General features: G+C 71.0%; 1 protein-coding gene. It reads right to left on the bottom strand.

The genetic code is table 11. The annotated features are described in order from the left end of the window. Window positions 1–107 precede the first annotated feature (107 nt). On the bottom strand, window positions 108–1,229 hold the full coding sequence (locus AAA021_RS09475) for an IS110 family transposase (RefSeq protein WP_349089033.1): 1,122 nt from the start codon (window positions 1,227–1,229) through the stop codon (window positions 108–110). Window positions 1,230–1,265 lie beyond the last annotated feature (36 nt).

Here is a 1,265-nt window from a genome sequence, read left to right as displayed (position 1 = left end):
GGCGGGGTTCCCCAAGTCTGTCGAGGCGCATGCGGAGGGCTCCGCGCGCACAGCGAAATAGGGGGTATCCCCGAAGGCCGCCCGGCTCGCCGGGACGGGGGCTATGTCTATTCCGCGCCCTCCCGGCACATCATGCCGAGGGCCCAGAGCCACCTCACGAGCTCGGCCGCGGTGGCCGCGTTGGCCTTCGCCGCGGGCACGCCGCGGGCGAGCATCTCCTTGCGCCGCCGCAGGAGCCGCTCGGACCCCTTCCTCCCGTGCATCCTTATCTCGAGGGGCACGCCCGTGTCCCTCGGCATGAGCTTCGGCTGGTGCCGTGCCGCGGCGTAGCACCATGAACCCTCAACGGCCAGCTTCCTCACGAGCGCGTTGCCCGCACCGCTGATGCCTCCGAGCCGCACGGAGTCGCCACTCGACCTCTGACTCGGCGCGAGGCCGAAATAGGCCGTGACCTGCCTTCCGGAACGGAACCTCGTGAAGTCGCCGACCTCGGCCGAGAAGGCTGCGGCCAGCGCGAAGGCGCAGCCCTTGATCGACTGGAGGGCGGCCACCTCCGCGGCGATCGGGCTGGCATCCACGGCGGCCCTGTACTCGGAGAGCAGGTCCGCCCGGGCCTCCGCCGCGGCCTCGACCTCGTTCCTCAGGGCGGCGAGCGTCCGAACCCCGCCATCGTCCTCCGGCCTGACCTTGTCGAGCCACCTCAGGAAGTCGTAGGTCCAGTACTTCCTCGGGTTGCCGGCGGGCGTGGTGCCGCCGTAGACGAACCCTCGCTTTGCGAGGAAGGCGAGCAGCCGCTGCTTGGCGGTCGCCAGGCGCGCGGTCGCCCCGTCGTAGGCGCCGGCGAGGTCCCTGATGCCTTCGACCTCGGGGGAGGGGATCCATACGGGGGAGATGTCGTGGGCGAGTATCGCCTTGGCCATCCTGGCGGCGTCGTTCCTGTCGTTCTTGGAGGCCGAGTCGGCGGCCGACCTGGGGATCTTCGAGACCGCGGCGACGACGCACTCGACGCCGAGCCCGGCGAGCTCCCTTTGCGGGGCGAAGCCGAGGTAGCCGCTCTCGTAGGCCGCGAGCGACGGCCCGGGGAACCCATCCATCCACCCGGCGATCTCGCCCCAGGGGTTGCCGGGGAACCTCCTCGTCACGGCCTCGCCGGTGTCCGCGTCGAGGGCGCAGACGGTGGTCGACCTCAGGTGGACGTCCATCCCGAACGCGGTAGAATACTTTGGCATGGGAGCCTCCCAACCTCGTTGCGGCGCGGCTGCGCC

This window comes from Collinsella sp. CLA-JM-H32, assembly GCF_040098165.1.
Classification (GTDB): domain Bacteria; phylum Actinomycetota; class Coriobacteriia; order Coriobacteriales; family Coriobacteriaceae; genus Collinsella.
This window is presented reverse-complemented; position numbering and strand designations above follow the sequence as displayed.

What these genes read in the sequence shown, in the direction of transcription:
- AAA021_RS09475 (WP_349089033.1), bottom strand. Translation starts at nt 1,229, where the DNA reads ATGCCAAAGTATTCTACCGCGTTCGGGATGGACGTCCACCTGAGGTCG.